General features: G+C 64.1%; 15 protein-coding genes. 2 read left to right on the forward strand and 13 right to left on the reverse strand.

Annotated elements, in window-relative coordinates; all coding sequences use genetic code 11:
- Positions 1-32 precede the first annotated feature (32 nt).
- A complete protein-coding gene (locus JOE66_RS04520) occupies positions 33-920 on the reverse strand; it encodes a zinc-ribbon domain-containing protein (protein ID WP_205107145.1) in 888 nt (295 codons plus the stop codon).
- A gap of 158 nt (positions 921-1,078) precedes the next feature.
- Here JOE66_RS04520 and JOE66_RS04525 point away from each other — a divergent pair, with 158 nt between their 5' ends.
- On the forward strand, positions 1,079-1,675 hold the full coding sequence (locus JOE66_RS04525; protein WP_239518219.1) for a GIY-YIG nuclease family protein: 597 nt from the start codon (positions 1,079-1,081) through the stop codon (positions 1,673-1,675).
- A 93-nt stretch (positions 1,676-1,768) separates the two neighbouring features.
- Positions 1,769-2,134, forward strand: coding sequence for a DUF1622 domain-containing protein (locus JOE66_RS04530; protein ID WP_205107147.1), 366 nt, complete (start codon positions 1,769-1,771; stop codon positions 2,132-2,134).
- Positions 2,135-2,201: 67 nt separating this feature from the next.
- On the opposite strand, the gene JOE66_RS04535 is transcribed toward JOE66_RS04530, so the two are convergent.
- The 12 genes from JOE66_RS04535 to JOE66_RS04590 all read right to left on the reverse strand — a co-directional run bounded on the left by JOE66_RS04535 (position 2,202) and on the right by JOE66_RS04590 (position 16,927).
- The gene (locus tag JOE66_RS04535) at positions 2,202-3,101 is read right to left on the reverse strand and encodes an endo alpha-1,4 polygalactosaminidase (RefSeq protein ID WP_239518220.1); all 900 of its coding nucleotides are present in this window, start codon (positions 3,099-3,101) and stop codon (positions 2,202-2,204) included.
- 67 nt (positions 3,102-3,168) lie between these two features.
- Positions 3,169-3,780, reverse strand: a complete 612-nt coding sequence (locus JOE66_RS04540) for an SOUL family heme-binding protein (RefSeq protein WP_205107149.1) — start codon at positions 3,778-3,780, stop codon at positions 3,169-3,171.
- Positions 3,781-3,869: 89 nt separating this feature from the next.
- Positions 3,870-4,151, reverse strand: coding sequence for a metal-sensitive transcriptional regulator (locus JOE66_RS04545; RefSeq protein WP_205107150.1), 282 nt, complete (start codon positions 4,149-4,151; stop codon positions 3,870-3,872).
- A 45-nt stretch (positions 4,152-4,196) separates the two neighbouring features.
- Positions 4,197-5,096, reverse strand: coding sequence for a ribokinase (locus JOE66_RS04550; RefSeq protein ID WP_205107152.1), 900 nt, complete (start codon positions 5,094-5,096; stop codon positions 4,197-4,199).
- Between the two features lie 118 nt (positions 5,097-5,214).
- A complete protein-coding gene (locus tag JOE66_RS04555) occupies positions 5,215-5,991 on the reverse strand; it encodes an RraA family protein (protein ID WP_205107156.1) in 777 nt (258 codons plus the stop codon).
- Between the two features lie 57 nt (positions 5,992-6,048).
- A complete protein-coding gene (locus JOE66_RS04560; RefSeq protein WP_205107158.1) occupies positions 6,049-6,549 on the reverse strand; it encodes an RpiB/LacA/LacB family sugar-phosphate isomerase in 501 nt (166 codons plus the stop codon).
- Between the two features lie 4 nt (positions 6,550-6,553).
- On the reverse strand, positions 6,554-7,459 hold the full coding sequence (locus tag JOE66_RS04565; protein ID WP_239518221.1) for a carbohydrate ABC transporter permease: 906 nt from the start codon (positions 7,457-7,459) through the stop codon (positions 6,554-6,556).
- A complete protein-coding gene (locus JOE66_RS04570) occupies positions 7,456-8,415 on the reverse strand; it encodes a carbohydrate ABC transporter permease (protein WP_205107160.1) in 960 nt (319 codons plus the stop codon). Before JOE66_RS04570 ends, JOE66_RS04565 begins: the two co-directional genes overlap by 4 nt.
- A 14-nt stretch (positions 8,416-8,429) precedes the next feature.
- Positions 8,430-9,737, reverse strand: a complete 1,308-nt coding sequence (locus JOE66_RS04575) for an ABC transporter substrate-binding protein (protein WP_205107162.1) — start codon at positions 9,735-9,737, stop codon at positions 8,430-8,432.
- A gap of 145 nt (positions 9,738-9,882) precedes the next feature.
- The gene (locus JOE66_RS04580; protein WP_205107164.1) at positions 9,883-10,851 is read right to left on the reverse strand and encodes a LacI family DNA-binding transcriptional regulator; all 969 of its coding nucleotides are present in this window, start codon (positions 10,849-10,851) and stop codon (positions 9,883-9,885) included.
- A 48-nt stretch (positions 10,852-10,899) separates the two neighbouring features.
- Positions 10,900-11,679, reverse strand: coding sequence for a DNA-formamidopyrimidine glycosylase family protein (locus JOE66_RS04585; protein WP_205107166.1), 780 nt, complete (start codon positions 11,677-11,679; stop codon positions 10,900-10,902).
- Positions 11,672-16,927 (reverse strand): DNA glycosylase AlkZ-like family protein, encoded by a 5,256-nt coding sequence (locus JOE66_RS04590; RefSeq protein ID WP_239518223.1) that lies wholly within the window; start codon positions 16,925-16,927, stop codon positions 11,672-11,674. Before JOE66_RS04590 ends, JOE66_RS04585 begins: the two co-directional genes overlap by 8 nt.
- Between the last annotated feature and the right edge of the window lie 49 nt (positions 16,928-16,976).

Below are 16,976 nucleotides of genomic sequence, written 5' to 3' on the forward strand. Positions count from 1 at the left end.
CTGTCGGAGGACTCTGTCGCGATCCGTTGTCTTCAGTCTGCTGTGAGCGGTGGGTGCAGGGCAACTTGCGGGCCGGTCTGTCGTCGGCTCGGGATGATCGGGGCGAGGTAGGCGTTCACGATCAGGTCGCCGCGAATGTCACGAAGAGCGTCAAGAAGCCGGTCGATCAGGCGATCGGACACAGCGGTTGCCGTGAGATCGAAGGGGCCGAGTGGCTGCAGCTTTCCACACCGGATGCGAACGACCTCCCATCCCACCGCGCGCAAGAGCCGATCCTTGCGGCGGTCGGTCTCTTCGCGCTTGCCCACGTGCTCGAGGCCGTACCTGCCGACCGTGTCGTACTCGATCGCCACGCGGAGTTCAGGGATGACAAAGTCGGGCCAGACCTCGACGTGGGTGAAGAACGGGCGGCTGGTCTTCACTGCGTTCGCCGAGAGGTCGACTTCCAGTCGTTCGGCCAGGAGTTGCCGCAGGCGTGCTTCGGCCGCAGAGGAGGGTCTCGGTGCCCTCGGGCTGACGAAGGCCTCGCCGGGCGAGACGCTGCCCGGGGTCGGTGCTGCCTGCCGTGCAGGCCGGTCGGGCAGAGTGGCCCGCCGCGAATACGCCTTTCTCCTCGGTACTGCCAGCTCGGTGCATTCCGGGCACCAGGATGATCGGCGGCGCGTTCTGCCCGGCCGTGACCTCTGTTCCTCCGGTGTTGCCACGAAGAGGTGCCCGGTGTCGCACTGCCACAGCAGGTACACCTCGGCAGCCGGCGGGATCTGGGTGAGCGTGATGTGGTGATTCAGCTCGGGGTGATACTGCCGGATCAGAACCGGGTAGCGTTCCCATTCGCCCCGGTACGTTCCGATCTCGTAGGGCAGGGCCCTGCCCTTCGAGCGTTGACGCCTCGACCACCACGCCTGGACGTTCTCGGCCATTCCTGGGACCTCCCTTCGCGTCTCGGCCGCTTCCCTGATTTCCGTCTGACGAACATAACCACGACCACCGACGCTGCCGAGTCTTTCGTCTCGGGGCCTCCCGGCTCTGAATCCGCCGGGCTTGGCCTGCCGTCAGAGGTTCGGCCTACTCTGTGTCCATGATCGAATCCACGGCTGACCTCATGACAGGAGGAGCCCCGAGCCTGTGCGGCATTTGGCATGACGGCGTGCCCTGCGCGAACCCGGTCGCTGCGGCCCGCGGGCTGAACCTCTGCGACCGGCACCTGCTCGAGGCCTACGCCCAGGTCACGGCAGAAGTCGGCGTGAACGATGTGCTCCCGACGCCGTGTGTGGCGTGTGGATCGCGGTTGGGAGTCTCCTACCCATCAGGATGGCTCTGCGCTGTCTGCGAGTGGAGGCTCGGTGCCCTGCCCGATGGCACCGGGCAACGCCCGCGTGTTGATGTCGTCTACTACGTTCGGTTCAGGAACACCGTGAAGATCGGTACCAGCGCCAACCCCCGGGCACGGCTCGCGCAGCTGCACTTCGACGAGCTTCTCGCCTTCGAGCGCGGCACCAGGCATCGTGAGCACCGACGGCATCTGCAGTTCGCGGGCCACCGTATCGAGGGCAGCGAGTGGTTCAGGCTCCACGACTCTCTCGACGCGCACATCCGGGAGCTCCAGGCGGGCATCGACGACCCGTGGGCCCAGTACAGCCTCTGGGTCAGCCAGGCCATCGCCCTCACCGAGTGATCACCGAGTGATCTCCGTGTGATCGCTGTGCCCGTGCGTGTGCCCGAAGGGCGTCGCTGGGCCGAATGTCGCTCCTCGGGTGTACAAACGGATATGACGTTTCAGGAAATCATCGAAATCGCCGCCTCCGTCATCGAGGGCGCGGGCGTGGCGATCATCCTCCTGGGGGCTGCGTGGTCGAGTGTGGTCGCCATTCTGCATGCCCTCCGGCGCGAGCCTTTGGTGTACAAGCAATACCGACGGATGCTCGGGCAGTCCATTCTGCTCGGCCTCGAGTTTCTCGTGGCTGCCGACATCGTTCGGACCGTCGCTGTGACGCCGACGCTCGAGAGTGTCGCTGTACTCGCGGCGATCATCCTGATTCGTACGTTCCTCAGCCTGTCGCTTGAACTCGAGATCACCGGTCGCTGGCCGTGGCAGTCGGGGAAGGCGACCGACCCCGTCTCGGCAGCCGACTGACAGATCGTGCGGTCTGAACCGGCACAGCGAACCGTGCCAGCCTGTCGGAGGGAGACGGACCCACCCGTCAGCAGTGCTCGTAGATGTGCTTCGGGTCGCCGGCCGGGGTGAGGGCGCGATCGCGGAGCATCGTCGAAGCGGGCCGATCGGCGCTGGCGCAGACCGTGCTGAACGAACTCGACAGTGTGTCGGCGTATTCGACGTCGATCACTCGGTGCCCGTATGCGGCGGCATATGCGGCGCACTCGCTGAATTGGAAGCACTCTTCGGCGATCGCGAAATCGAAACCGACCGACGTCGCCCCGACACGGGCGAGGTCGGGTGCGTTCTTCTGGGCTGCCGCCAAGCCGGAGGAATGGGCACTGGTGACCAGGGTGGTCGCGAACCCCACAGCCTCAGCCGAGGTGAATGCTCCATCAGAGCGGGTGAATGAATCGAAGTTGTCGAACTCGACCGCAGCGAATCCTGCTGCCGCGCAGCGTTGGATCGTCGGCGTGAGGCGTTCGACGATCTGTGTCTGCTTGGCGGTCGTCGAGATGTCGAGGATGTGCTCGTCGGGCCAGTTCGGGTCGGTGATGGGCTCTCCCGCTGTGGTTGTCACGAGGAGCTCGGTCGGCCAGTCGGCTCCGGGTTGCGTCTGGAATCCGTTCACGTAGCAGATCGAGTAGAGGCCGGGTGCGGGCTCGGCGCTGCTGTCGCGGGTGACGACGGTCACGCCAGCGTCGGGTGGGTAGGCTCCGCCGAGCTGGTAGTCCGCGACGGCCCCCAGAGGCGGCAGGGGTCGCTGCCCTGGTGTTGCAGCTGCAGTGGACGGACCAGCCTGGGCAGGGATCGGAGTCGCGGAGGGGGGCGCTGGTGGGGTCACCGCCGGGCTGGCCCCCGTGCATCCGGAAACCATCGCCACCGACGCCATTACCAGGGCCATGGTGGCCGAGCGGGCACTCGTCGTCTGAACACGTGGCGTCATGTGTCGAGCGTACGGCAGCAGTGCGCGGGCGCATCCGGTTCAGTCGGCGCGCGCGGCTTCGGTCGCGTCAGCTCTCGGGCCCGGGCGAGCCAGCCGCATCCTGCTGGTCAACGTCGAGCATCACCTCGTTGTGGCGCAGGAACGCCGGCAGGAAGGGCGGATCGAATCGGGCGAACCTCGGTTGCCCGGTCGAGGTGAGGCCGACTACGGCGAGGGCCGACCTCAGCTGTTCGAGGTGTTTCAGGTAGCTCTCTTCGGTCCAACGCCCGCGGTACCGGATTGCAGCAACCCGGCTCTCCGGCACTGCACGGAGCTGCACGCGGGGGTTTGTCGGGCGCGGGGCTGTCTCGAAGGTGAAGTCTGCAGGCAGCACGAAGGCGACCCTGAAGCCGCTTTGTTCGGCGTCACCCGGCCTCGCGGAAGCGGATTGTTGCACCACCGGCGCGGTCATCGCGATGCGTGACGAGACACCGGCCTGCACCACGGGTGCCGTCATCGACACCTTCGAATTCGAAACGTTCTCACCGCCGATGTAGGCGAAGAGGTACCTGAACGCCTTGTTGCCCGCGTCTTCGAAGGGCGCATCGACGATCGCCTCAGCCAGGAGATGGCCGGGGTACCGGCGAAGTTCGAAGTCGTCGTAGCTGTAAAGCACGTCGTACGGCTGTTGCTCGGTCATTGCCCCAAACTACTCCCGCGGCCTGAGTTGCAGGGGCCACACCGATGAGTACAGTGGCGATCATCCACAGCTGGTCGGCGCAGGCCTCGCTACTCGCCGCGGTTGCGACTCAACTCGTAGATGCGCACGAGCTCGTCGATCGCCGTGTCTCGGGTCTCGCCGCCCTCGTCGAACATCTCGGTGACATGGGTCTTCAGGTGGTTCTCGACCATCAGCTTGTTGAGGGAGCCGAGTGACTTCTGAATGGCCAACGACTGCGTGATGATGTCGACGCAGTAGTCCTCGTTCTCGATGGCCTTGCTGAGCCCCCGCATCTGCCCCTCGAGGATGCGCGCGCGGTGCAGGGCACGTTTCTTGATGTCGTCGATCACCCCTCAAGAATACGATGGCGCCTGTCGCTGTGTTGCGTCAGGAATCTAAGCTAACTCGTCACTACGGGGGATCGATTCGGCGGCACCCTCGCGGGTCACGGCAATTGAGGCGGCGCGTGTCGCGCGGTCCAGGGCGGCGAAGATTGGCATCTTTTCGGCTAGCGCGCTGGCGAGGTAGCCGGCGAACGTGTCGCCCGCTCCTGTCGTGTCGACGGGCTGTACTCGGGGAGCATGACATTCGATCCGCCCCTGCGAGTTCACCGCAATCGCGCCCCTCTCGCCGAGGGTGCAGACAACCGTGCAGTCGAATCTCTCGGAAAGAATGGCTGCCATTGCTGAAGGCTCCTCTTGGAATTCGCTTCCCGTTGACCGCATGACAGTCCTGAGTTCACCTTCATTGACAATCAACAGATCCACGTCGTGGATGAGATCGTCGATGTCCGGCGGCGCTGGCGCCACATTCAAAATCACCACTGCACCCTGCCGCCGCGCAGACCGGGCCGCGGATATGACGACCGATCGTGGGATCTCCATTTGAAGAAGCAACACTGACCCTGGTTCCATGGAGGACATGGCCACACTGACGTGAACCTCTGGGAGTGCTGCGTTTGCTCCCGGATCCACCATGATCGAGTTCTCCCCGGCGCTGTTAACAATGACAACCGCAACACCCGTCGGAGTCTGCGTGGCTAGTACACCCGATCTGTCGATTCCGACAGCATCAAAGAGGTTGAGCATCCTCCGCCCGTCACTATCATCTCCAACAGCCCCGATCATGCGAACGGCCGAACCTGCCAGTCGTGCGGCAACCGCTTGGTTTGCGCCTTTGCCTCCCGGGCCCGTCGAGCGCATCCCACAAAGGACTGTCTCTCCGGGTGCAGGAAAGCTCTCAACGGAAATGCGTTGATCGACATTGATACTCCCAACGACGACGATCTCGCCCATCAGGCTCCCTTCCCTGTAGGGCCCTCGCGAGGAGCAAGGGCCCTACAGTTCTTTCGGTCGTATTTTTCGCGAGCGTGCCGTCGAGTCTTCGCGATCGACCTGCGATCGATGGAGGCTACTACGCCCGGCGAAGCACCTTATCGATGTCTTCGGCCGTCGGCGCATAGGGATGTTTGGGAACATCGAATTGCGACTCAGTGCTGCTGTTTCGTGGAATGCCCAGGCGATCGAAGAGAATTCCTCTCGCGATTCGGTCCTGCTCGCTCTCCTGGATTGCATACTTGAGAACGTCATCGATCACGTCGACGGGCACGACAATGGCCCCATCTCCGTCGGCGACGATGAGATCTCCTGGCTTGACGAGTTGACCACCGATTTCAACTGGAATGCTGTGTCCACCCCATTCGACCCGGCCTTGATACATGGGCTGTACTACCCAGCGCGACCAGATCGGCAGATGTTTGGACTCGAGTGTCTCATCCGTGTCACGAGCGCCACCGTTTGTGACCACGCCCTTAGCGCCGAGGGCGGCCCACATCATGGAATCCATCGAACCGACTGCCGGTGTCGCAGTATTGCAGGTGTCGATGACGAGAAAGGTCTCATCGTCGATCAGTGTCGACATGTCATTTTCGAAGACCTGGCCATACCAGTAGTCGTATGCCCATTTTGTATATTCATCCGGTGACATCGTGGGCACCACCTGCTGCGTTGGAATGTGACGCATAGTGTGCGCAAAGCCAGCTGCCTTGGTTCTCCAGAGTGGTCGGATTTCTGGCGAGATCGTTCCGAAATGGTGCAGACCAACCCAGTCGAGCCCGTCACGGATATCAGTCACTCGCAGTTTCGATGCAATATCGAGGATTTCTTTCTTACGTGCGCTTTCGAGCGCCATGTTCTAGCCTTTCGTTGGTGAGTAGCGCCGCGCGACGCTCGTTCAGTTCAGTTCAGTTCAGTTCAGTTCAGTTCGGTCGGCAGGCTCCTTTCGTCCGTTGAGAGCCGGGTTGGAGGAGTCCGCCTCCAGCTCGGTGATCTGAGCGACGCGCCGGCGAACATCTTCTGTGTCGTCGAATCGTGCGCCAAGAAATGCGTCGAGCACATCCGCGGCGATGCGCTCTCCGATGATCCATGCGCCAAGGCAGGCAACATTCACGTCATCGTGTTCGACGCTCTGGCGTGCGGCGAACGTGTCGTGGATGACCGCAGCACGAATGCCGCGGACCTTATTGGCCGCGATCGATGCGCCGACGCCACTACCGCACACCAGGATCCCCCGGTCGACGTCGTGGGAGACGACCAAGGATGTGACGCTCTGGGTCATGACAGGGAAATCGACAGGTTCATCGTTCTGTGTGCCCACATCGACAACATGGTGCCCGGCAGCACGAAGGTGTTGGAGAACGAACGGTTTGAGAATAAAACCAGCGTGGTCATTCGAGAGAGCGATCTTCATGCCCTTATCCCTTCAATCCGGAAGTCGCAATGCCCTCAACAAGGAGCCGCTGCGCGGCAACGAACACGCCGAGAACCGGGAGCAGTGAAACGAGCGACATTGCAAAGAGAGCGCCGAACGATGACCCAGAAGTCGTATCGATGAATGCCCGTAGCGCGAGTGGCACGGTGTAAAGATTGGTGTTCGTCAGATAGATGAGCGGTGTGAAGAAGTCATTCCAGCTGTAGATGAAACTGAAGATCGCTGCAGTCGCGAGAGCCGGTTTGGAAAGCGGGAGAATTATGCGCAGGAAGATGCGGATGTGGCCGCACCCATCCAGACGCGCCGCTTCGTCCAGTTCTTTTGGTATGGCTCGGAAGAACTGTGTGAGCAGAAAGACAAAGAAGGCATCTGTCGCGAGCATCTTAGGGATGATGAAGGGGAGATACGTGTCGATCCAGCCGAGTTCGCGGAACATGATGTACTGCGGCACTAGCAAGACGTGATGGGGCAGCATGAGGGTGCCAAGCATCAGCGCAAATAGAACACCCTTGAAGCGGAACTGTATTCTTGCGAAGGCATATGCCGTGATCGAGCAGGCCACCACATTCCCGATCACACACAACAGGGCAACCAGAAGCGAGTTCAACAGGAACCGCCAGAACGGCACGCCGGCAATGCCCTTCCATCCTTCGGTGTACCCGCCGAGCGTGAAGTTGGTCCCGGGCCAGAGACCGGGATCGCTGATGGCGCTGTCGTTCCGGAACGATGCGCTCATCATCCACAGGAGTGGGTAGAACATGACCGCTGCCATGCCTATGAGGAGCAGGTGACGATACAGCTGCCCTTTCGCCGCCGAGCTTGACACGCTGCGCTGACTCGACACTCGATTTGCGTGCTGCTCGTTCTTTTTCAGGTACATGACGCTCATGACTCATCTCCGTAATGGACGATCCGGCGGCTCAAGGCAAAGAGTCCGCCTGCCGCGATTCCAACGATCACGAGCAGTACCCAGCCCAGAGCAGACGCGTAGCCCATGTCGAAATCGACAAACCCCTTTTGGTAGAGGTAGAGAGTGTAGAAAAGGGTGGAATCTGCAGGCCCTCCGGTGCCATTGCTCACGATGTAGGCGGTGTTGAACGCCTGGAACGCGCCGACGACGTTCATCAGGACGTTGAAGAAGATGATCGGGCTCAACAGCGGGAGCGTGACGGAGAAGAATCTCCGAATGGGCCCGGCACCGTCCATGATCGCCGCTTCGCGCATCTCGCCTGGTATCTGTTTGAGACCGGCGAGATAGATGATCATCGCTGAACCAAATTGCCAGACGTTCAAGACGATCAGCGTGTACAGTGCGGTGTCAGGTTCTCCGATCCACGAGAACGTCGTGTCGACGCCGATCGCACCAAGTGCATTGTTCAGTAACCCATTGCCCTGGAACAGGAACCGCCAGAGTATGGCGATTGCGACGCTCCCGCCGATGAGCGAGGGAACGTAGAAGATCGCCCGGTATGCCCCGAGACCTCGAATTCTATTTGTCAGCATCGTGGCCAGCGAGAGTGCGAAGACCTGAACGATCGGTACCGAGATGACCAGATATGTGAGCGTGACTCGCAGGGACTCCCAGAACCGAGGATCTTCGGTGAACATCCGTTGGTAATTGTCGGTTCCGATCCATGCCGGAGTTCCGAGTACCGAGTAGTCGGTGAACGACAGGTACAAACTGGCAAGCACAGGGCCACCGATGATGAAGACGAACCCGATGATCCATGGAGTCATGAAGGCGTACCCGGCAAGGTTGTCGCGCCTGCCGATTCTCCTTCGGCTCTGAGCTTGTTTGCCCGATGGCGTGGGTGTGATGAGCGTTTGTTCGAGTTCGAGTGTCATGAGAGGCTCGCCCGCTACTTGAGCGCGTCTGACGCTGCTGTGAAGAACTGGTCGACTGCCTCATTCACAGACGATCGCCCGAAGGCAACGTCCTGATAGACACGACTGAGCTCGGAGGTCAGCGTGCTGAGGCCGGCCGGGTACGTTGTCGTGGTGAGGTCGCCAGCTTCGGTGAGCTTCTTCAGAATAGTCACATTCTGCTTGACCCCCGCGGGAGTGCCTGGGTCGGCGACAAGTGCGTCCTGAGCCTTGGTATTCGTGAGAATCCCGTTGTCTGACTGGAAGGCAACGCCGGCGCTTGTGTCATTGGCAAAGAAGTTCGCGAAGGATGCTGCCGTGGCGACGTTGTTGCAACTATTGGGGATAGAGATCCCGTTGACGCCGACGACGTTGGCTGATTTCCCCTCGTCTTTGGGTATGTTCACTTCGGCAACTGTCGTCTGGGCGCCTGCCCCATTGAGCGTCTTCTCCGTGGTGTAGAGCTGAGGAATGTCTCGAGTGCCGACGGCAGCGACCCCGGTGGCAAGCGGAGTGAGTTCGAGGGCCCCGACTTGATCGGGAATCATGGAGGCTGGCACTGTCACGCCATCTTTGGACAGATCGACCCAGAATTGGAACCACTCTTGCAGGAGCGCCTTGTCGAACCCGAGCTGCTTTCCGTCGAACATCTTCTGCCCGTGGCCTATCACCCACGACGTCAGACTGAACATGTTTGATGCCTCGATCTCCGAGGCCCATTTTCCATCGGGGAGACCAGATTGAACACTTCGCAGCCATGCGCCGTACTGCTCCCACGTCATTGTGTCCGTCGGCGGCTGTGCTCCAGCTTCCCGGATCATCTGGGTGTTGTAAGCCAGGAGTCGCACGAAGGTGCCAGTTGGCAGGATGTACTGTTTGCCGTCGATCTGGCCAGCAGCCATGACGTCTTTCGGAATGTCCGTCGTGTCGATCTGGCCGCCCGAAATCAGGTCGTCGAGAGGCCGCAGGACATTCTTTTGCGCATAGGGAGCGACGAAGGTACTCTGCGTGCCGACAGCACAGCTCAGGCCGCCCCCAGCCGCACGGACGGTGAATCGCTCAACGTATGACGTGTAGTCAGCAACGTCACCGGTGATGGTCGTTCCAGGATGAGCTTTACCAAAGAGCTCGATGACCGTGTTGACTTTGTCGGCGCGGGCAGGGCTTCCCCAGAACGAATAACTGATCGAGCCACCGACGGTGCCCGACGGGTTGCTGGCTCCTGCGCTGCCGCAGGCCGAAAGCATGAGTGCAGCGGCCACCATTGCGGTGACGGTGATGATCTTCCGAGTGGAATGGGCCACGGTATTACTCCTCGTCATTGAGAGAGCACCGTCGAGCTCTGTCGGCGGTGTTGGGGGTGGGTGCAACCCAAGTTTCCTTCGGCGCATAACTAGTATCTACGCGCGTAGATAGTTGCACAAGGGGCTAAAAATAGAAACCTGTTGATCATCTCGTAGTGGTACAGCCGCACGATTCCCGGAGCACCAATTCGTACCCCAGAACATCAATGTGCTTCACGCCTTCGGCTCCCGCGCCGAGCACCGCATCCAAGGCGATCTCGGCGATATCCAATTCCGGCTGAGCCAGGGAGCTAATGGAGGGCACTGCGAATTCTGCGATGTCTGTCGCATCAGACGTCATCAATGCCAGATCTTCGGGTACTCGAATGCCGAGCTCATGGAGCCGTCGGAGCGTTCCGATGGCTTGCAGATCGCTTGACACATACAGTGCAGTGATATCCGGTCGAGACGTCAACAGGCGCCCGACACCCTCGTAACCACCCCGAGAGCTGAAATCCGCAGACACCATGAGGTCGTCCGGTGTCTGCAACCCTGCACTGTGCATGGCCATCAGCCAACCATCACGACGCCGGCGATTCGCGATGAATTCAATAGACGCTCCGATCATCCCGATCGTGCGGTGCCCGTGTCCGATGAGGTGTTCTGTCGCCGCCGCCGATCCTTCGACAGCGAACTCAGGGCGGTCGACGATCGCGACGGGAATTCCGAGAGTTGAGAATTGGGCAAAATCTTGAGAGGGGTCGACACTCATCAGGATGATGCCTTCAACTCGCCGTTCGGCCAGTGCGCGAAGGTGGGTTCGTTCGACATCGAGATCCCAGTTCGTCGTACCGACCAGAAGCTGATATCCCTGTGCAGAAGCGAGCGTGGATATCGAATTCGCGACCCTACCAAAATAGGGAATACCGATGTCGGGAACGACGAGGGCGATAGACAATGATCGGCCCATCGCAAGCATGCGGGCGACACCATCACGCTGGTAGCCAAGTTCAGCGATCGCGGCGAGAACACGCGCCCTGGCGTCATCGGAGACGCGGCGGGGGCCATCGTTGATCACGTACGAGACCACCGCGGTTGAAACTCCGGCCCGTTGCGCCACTTGGTCCCGTGTCACTGCCACAGTCAATTATCACTCAGCTCCGGTGTGAGGTGCGGCTGTTTCTCAGGTCTGGCAGTGGGGGCACCAGTAGGTGTCGCGCAGGCTGAGTTCGGTGGCGCCGAGTTTGCCGCTCTCGATACGGGTACCGCAGCGCCGGCAGGGCTGGCCACCGCGACCGTAGACCCAGAGCATCCGCCCCGGCCTCATGTCGCCGGTTGTCGTGCGTTCGACCCGGTCGCGGTTGGCCGCGATGAGTCGATGGGCGAGCGAAACGACGGCATCGAGCTTCGGCACCTCGCCGACGGGCCGCGTCGGCAGCACGCCGCGGAGAAAGCACAGCTCGTTGGCGTACACATTGCCGAGCCCGGCCAGGTTGCGTTGGTCGAGCAGTGCCACGTCGATCTCGCGGAGCGGGTCGGAGGCCAGCCGCCGCACGGCCTCGTCTGCGTCCCACTCTGGCCCGAGCAGGTCAGGCCCGAGGTAGCCGACGACGCTGTCTTCGGCCTCGCGCGCCACAACCTCCAGCAGGCCGAGTTCGAAGCCCACGGCCATCCACTCTTCGGTCTTCAGAATGGCCCTGGCCTGCCAGGCGGGTTTGCGCCAGCGCGTCTCGGGGCGGTACACGTGCCAGGTGCCCTCCATCTTCAGGTGCGAATGGATGCTGAAGCCACCCACCCGCATGAGCAGGTGTTTGCCGCGGCTGACGACCCCCTCGACACTCTCGCCGCTGAGGTCGACCGTGGCGAACTTCGGCACACGGATGTCGCATGCGGTGAGCACCTGCCCGGCCAGCACGGCGTTCAGGTGCTCAGCCGTGCGGTAGACGGTGTCGCCCTCAGGCACTTCGGAGCCTCAGCCCTCGCGGGGTGTTGTTGAAACCGGCGGCCTCAAGAATGCGCCCCACGGGTGTGCCGACGGAGAACTCGCCGTCGATCTTCTCGATGGTGAGCTTGTCGACCCGGCCGGAGGTCACGGTGGCCGCGAGGGACCCGGCGGCATCGACGAGTGTTTCGATGTCGTCGGTGAACGAGAGAACGGTCTTTCCGCCGCGCTCGATGTAGAGCACGAGGGCGCCGTCGACGAGCACGACGAGGGCGCCGGCCTTGCGGCCGGGTCGATGTCCGGAGCCAGAGGGCCAGGGCAGTGCTGCCCCATAGGCGTTGGCGGGGTCGCTCGCGGCGAAGGTCATGGCTCGGGGCTTGGCGTCACGGTCTCTCGCAGGGCTGCTTCGCCGCGGCCGCGAGGCTGCTTCGGGGCCCTGTGCGTCACGAGCCCGGTTCGTTACCGCAACCCGGGATTCGGAGGCGCCGACCCGCACGGTGGAACCGCCGTACCCCGCGCTGGAGGGGTTCTCGCGCGGGTCGTAGCCGAGCATCCCGCCGCTGGCTGCAACCGGCCCTCCCCGGCTGTCACCCGGGAGCATGCTGTGGGGTGTGCCGGGTTGTGCCGGCTCGTCGCTGAGGATGTCGCGCGCGAATGAGCGCAGGCGGTCGACGGTGCCGCCGGTCGCGAACTGTGAGGCACCCAGCCCTTCGATGAAGTAGCCGCGGCGGCACCGGCCGGTCTCTTCGAACTTGCTCAGCACCCGGTAGGCCAGCGCGAAGCCGCCCGGCAGGTGCTCGTTCATCACAGAGCCACGGGTCACGACGCCGTAGCGGTCGAGCAGGAACTCGGCCATGGCGTGGGCGCGGAGGGTCGCGTCGCCCTCGGCGGGGGGGAGCATTGACCACCGGCCGCCGACCGTAGGCGGCCCGACCCGGGTGGCCATGGTGGGGCGGGCGTAAGCGCGGCCGCGATAGAGCGAGCTGCGGGGTGTCGACCGTTTCGTGGAGTGCGCCGATCGGCCCGCCGTGGTGCTGCCGGTCAGCGTACGCAGCGGAGCGAGGGTGTCGTTCGTGATGACGCCTGCCCAGACGAGATCCCAGAGCGCTGTGACGAGCTGGTCGTCGCTGACGAAACCGGTCGGGGGCACGAGGGGTGTTGGGCGCGTGGCCGTGCTGTCGGTCGGTGAACTCGATTTCGGCATGCCGTTAGCGGCCGCCAACCGAGCGCTCCGGGAGACCCGGGGTTCGCTCGGTTCAGCTTCGGCCGTTGAGGTCGGTGCCACTGTCAGGGCGGTTCGGAGCGTCATGGCGACCTGGTCTGCAAGGGTGCGGAAGAAGTAGGCGCCACCACCGCCGAGCGCCTCCAGGATCGCGGACTGCACGTCTGTCGGCGTGAACTCGACAGGCTCAGGCAGGGTGACCCGCACGGTGTCGGAGAGGTGGAGCGAGACCCAGCCGTCGCTCCCGGGCAGCGAGCCGTTGCCGGCCCAGACGATCTCGCCCGAGGCGGTGAGCTCGTCGAGCATGGCCGGGCTGTAGTCCGAGACGCGTGACGGCAGCACGAGCGTCTCCCAGGCCGAGGCCGGCGCCGGCACTCCGGCAAGCTGCTCGATCACGGTGAGCACGCCATCGATGCCCCGGAGGGTGCCGCCGACGTGCTGCCATGCGGGCAGGAAGCGTCCGAACGCGCCCTGGTCGACCGGCTCGACCTCGTGTCGAAGCGCCGCCAGCGAGCGGCTGCGCAGCCGCCGCAGCACCTCGGCGTCGCACCACTCCGTCGACGCTGCGGTCTGCCCGCCGACTCCGGCGCTGCCGGTCGGCCTGAACTCGCCCTCGATCACACGGCGCGTGCGCTCGAGCCGCTTGAGAGTCTCGTGGACGACCGCAGAACCAAGCCCGAGGCGCGCTCCCACCTCCGGCGCCGTGAAGGGGCCGTGCGTTCGGGCGTACCGGCCTACGAGGTCGCCAAGGGGGTCTTCGACCGGTTCGATGAAGGCGTCGGGCACCCCGAACGGGATCGGCACCCCCAGGGCATCGCGCAGGCGGCTCGCGTCTTCGATGGCTGCCCAGCGCTGTTCGCCGGCGATGTTCACGGCGAGCACGCGTTTCGCCTGCAGTAGCGTCTGCAGATACTGAGCTGCCGCCTCGGGCGCGGCATCGTCGTCGTCGCCGTCGCTGAGTCGCTCGGCGATCTCGGCCGCAGTGAGTGGCCCGAGCATCCGTACCAGGTCGGCGACACCCTCGACCCCGTGCGCCTTGCGACCCGGGGCGAGGCGCTGCAACTCGCGTTCGGTCTGCTCGATGACGGCTGGATCGAGCAGTTCACGCAGCTCCGCGCGACCGAGCAGTTCGGCCAGCAGGGTCGGGTCGAGCGAGAGAGCGGCGGCGCGGCGTTCGGCGAGTGGGCTGTCGCCCTCGTAGACGAACGAGGCGACGTAGCCGAAGAGCAGCGAGCGCGCGAAAGGAGACGGCTCCGGCGTCTCGGTTTCGACGATACGGATCGTGCGGCTCTCGATTTCGCCGGCCAGGGCCTTCAGCGACGGCAGGTCGTAGACATCCTGCAGGCACTCCCGCACGGTCTCGAGAATGATCGGGAACGTCGGGTACCGCCGGGCGACCTCGAGCAGCTGCGCCGAGCGTTGCCTCTGTTGCCAGAGCGGCGACCGCTTGCCGGGGTTCTGCCGGGGCAGCAGCAGGGCCCGCGCTGCGCTCTCGCGAAAGCGCGAGGCGAAGAGCGCAGAGCCGCCGACCTCGGTGGTGACGATGATCTCAAGCTCATCCGCGTCGAACACGAACAGCTCGGCACCCGGAGGGTCGCTCTCCGTGTCGGGCAGGCGCACCACGATGCCGTCGTCGCTGGCCACGACCCCGCCGTCGACGCCGAAACGCTCGCGGATACGCGCCCCGATCGCCAGTGCCCACGGCGAATGCACTTGCATGCCGTAGGGGGAATGCAGAATGACCCGCCAGTCGCCGAGCTCGTCCCTGAACCGCTCGACGACGAGCGTGGTGTCGCTGGGCACGTGCCCGGTGGCTTCACGCTGTTCGGTGATGAACGCGACCAGGTTCGCTGCGGCATTCTCGTCGAGCCCCGCGTGTCGCGCGATCTGCAGGGCACGACTTTCGGATGATCCCGCCACCGTGCGGGTGAACTCGCCTATCGCGCGCCCGAGTTCGGCGGGCCGCCCCAACCCGTCACCCCGCCAGAACGGCAGCCGCCCCGGCTCGCCGAACGCCGGAGTCACCCGCACCTGGTCGTGCGTGATCTCCTGGATGCGCCAGCTGGTCGCGCCCAGCGCGAACACATCGCCGACCCGCGATTCGTAGACCATCGCCTCGTCGAGCTCGCCGACCCGCGAGGCCTTCTCACCCACCATGAACACACCGAACAGGCCCCGGTCGGGGATGGTGCCGCCGCTGGTGACGGCGAGGCGCTGGGCGCCCGGCCTGCCCGTGAGTGTGCCGGCGTCGCGATCCCACACGATGCGGGGGCGGAGTTCGGCGAACTCGTCGGACGGGTAGCGACCTGCAAGCAGGTCGAGCGTGGCTTCGTATGCCGAGCGCGGCAGGCTCGAGAACGGCGCGCTTCGCCGTACGGTGTCGAACCACTCCTCGACATCGATCGGTTCGAGGGCGCAGGCCGCCACGGTCTGCTGGGCGAGGATGTCGAGCGGGTTCTTCGGAACGCTGAGCGTCTCGATGAGCCCGTCGGTCATGCGCTGTGCAGCGACGGCCGAGTGGATGAGGTCGGCGCGGTGTTTCGGGTAGATGATGCCGCGCGAGACTTCGCCGACCTGGTGCCCGGCCCGGCCGACCCGTTGCAGTCCGCTTGCGACCGAGGGAGGAGACTCCACCTGCACGACGAGATCGACCGCACCCATGTCGATTCCGAGCTCGAGGCTCGAGGTGGCGACGACGCACCGGAGCCGGCCGGACTTCAGATCGTCTTCGATGATCGCCCGCTGCTCCTTGCTCACCGAGCCGTGGTGAGCGCGCGCGAGCAGGGGTGCGGCACCCTCGGTCTGCCCGCTCTGGGCCATCGTCTGGGCGGGCGGCCGACCGCTCGCGACGCGGTCGGCCGCAGCGCCAGTCCCGACATACCGGTCGTCGGGGCGGCCAGAGCCCGGACGCCGGGCGGGATCGGCCAGGATGCTGCGATCGCCCAGAATGCTGCGATCGCCCAGAATGCTGCGATCGGTTCCGGCCGCGCGAATCGTGCGCGCCGACGTCTGTACGTCGCCCGTCTCGTCGTCATACCCGGAACCGAGCTGCAGGCGTTCGGCGTAGATCTCGTTCAGCCGGGCCGTCAACCGTTCGGCGAGCCGCCTCGAATTGGCGAACACGATGGAGGAGCGATGCGCAAGGATGCGGTCGACGATGCTCTCTTCGACGTGCGGCCAGATCGACCCCTGTTGCGGTGTAGCGGCCGCTGCCGACCCCTCCAGTGCCGGAGCCGCACCGAGATCCGACATGTCTTCGACGGGCACGACCACGTGCAGGTCGAATTTCTTGGTCGAAACCGGGGCCACGATGGTGACGGGTGCGCCGCCGGCGAGGAACCGGGCGACCTCTTCTGGCGGCCGGACCGTGGCCGAGAGACCGATTCGTTGCGCCGGCTTCTCGAGCAGGGCATCCAGTCGGTCGAGGCTCACCGCCAGGTGTGCCCCGCGCTTCGTGGCCGCGACGGCGTGCACCTCGTCGATGATGATCGTGTCGACAGCGGTGAGCGTCTCGCGGGCGGCGGAGGTCAGCATGAGGAACAGCGATTCGGGGGTGGTGATCAGAATGTCGGGCGGGTTCTTGATCATGGTGCGGCGGTCGGTCTGGGTGGTGTCGCCCGAGCGCACCCCGACCGTTACGGTCGGGGGAGCGGCGCCCAACCGCTTGGCAGTCTGGGTGACACCGACGAGCGGAGCGCGCAGGTTGCGTTCGACGTCGACGGCCAGCGCCTTCAGCGGCGAGATGTAGAGCACGCGGGTGCCCTGTCTCGCAGGCTCGTCCGCTGGTTGAGTAGCGGCTGTGCCGCGTATCGACACCCGCGGATGCGCGATCAGCCGGTCGATCGCCCAGAGAAAGGCCGCCAGCGTCTTTCCCGAGCCGGTGGGGGCGACCACGAGCGCATGAGCGCCGTCGGAGACCGCCTCCCAGGCACCGAGCTGAGCCTCGGTGGGCGCAGCGAATGCCCCGCCGAACCATTCACGGGTCGCGGACGAGAACCGCTGCATGACCACCTCGGCCCTGCTCTCGGCCGCGCGGGCTGTACTCATTCGATCATCACTCCTGCTCTAATGATCGCCCACACCACCGACACCCGCG

It is taken from the genome of Subtercola frigoramans (assembly GCF_016907385.1).
Taxonomy (GTDB): domain Bacteria; phylum Actinomycetota; class Actinomycetes; order Actinomycetales; family Microbacteriaceae; genus Subtercola; species Subtercola frigoramans.